Genomic DNA, 728 nt, shown 5'->3' on the forward strand with positions numbered 1-728 from the left:
AGTTGTTGAACAAATCATCGTTAAACCAGAGGCGCGATAGGGTCGCCATCAACGCTTTGTCTTTTTTAGATGGTGAAACCGTGGTTCCATCCAATTTCAGTGCTTTGTTAAACGCGACGGGGAGTTCCGAGCCGTTACACGCGCCACTGATACAACTAATGGTTTTTAGTGCATCTTCTATATCTACTGCGCCATTTTCGCCTTTGGTGTTGTAAGTCCAGACGTTGAAACTTGGCCTATAGGCAAAGTGATACAAGGTTGCAGATTGCTGTGACTCTTTCGCTTTCATGCGGCTTGGACCCATAAATAGCGTGTCATTCATCATCATTTTAAACTGCGACATGTTTTGTAAAGCAAAGCTCAATTCACCTTCGTTGTTCGGCGCAAAATCTTTGAAACCAAGTAGTTGAGACGTTTCCTCTCGATTTCCAAGCCCAAAGAACAATTGGCTCACAGCTTCATAAGCGGTGCTTGGCAACTCAGGCAGATCAAGGTCAGCTTGTGGCATATCGCTCTGAGCCAGCGAGTGAATCGCCGCAACATTCGATGCATCACTCACCCATTCATCAACCGCAAGTCTCAACTGCTCAGCGGATAGAGAATCGAGCTCTTCCGGTTGCATGTCCGTTATCATCTCAATAACCTTTGGGATCAAGAATGTCAGCCGTGGCAACATGCTCATGGTGTTGGCGTCATCGGCATTGGTTCCTAGAACGGTAGGCACCGAA

General features: G+C 46.8%; 1 pseudogene. It reads right to left on the reverse strand.

The annotated features are described in order from the left end of the window. Positions 1–634 (reverse strand): annotated as a pseudogene (locus KIV40_RS32615) (carboxylesterase/lipase family protein); the annotation flags it as partial. Positions 635–728: the final 94 nt, after the last annotated feature.

This window comes from Vibrio sp. D173a (assembly GCF_030248475.1).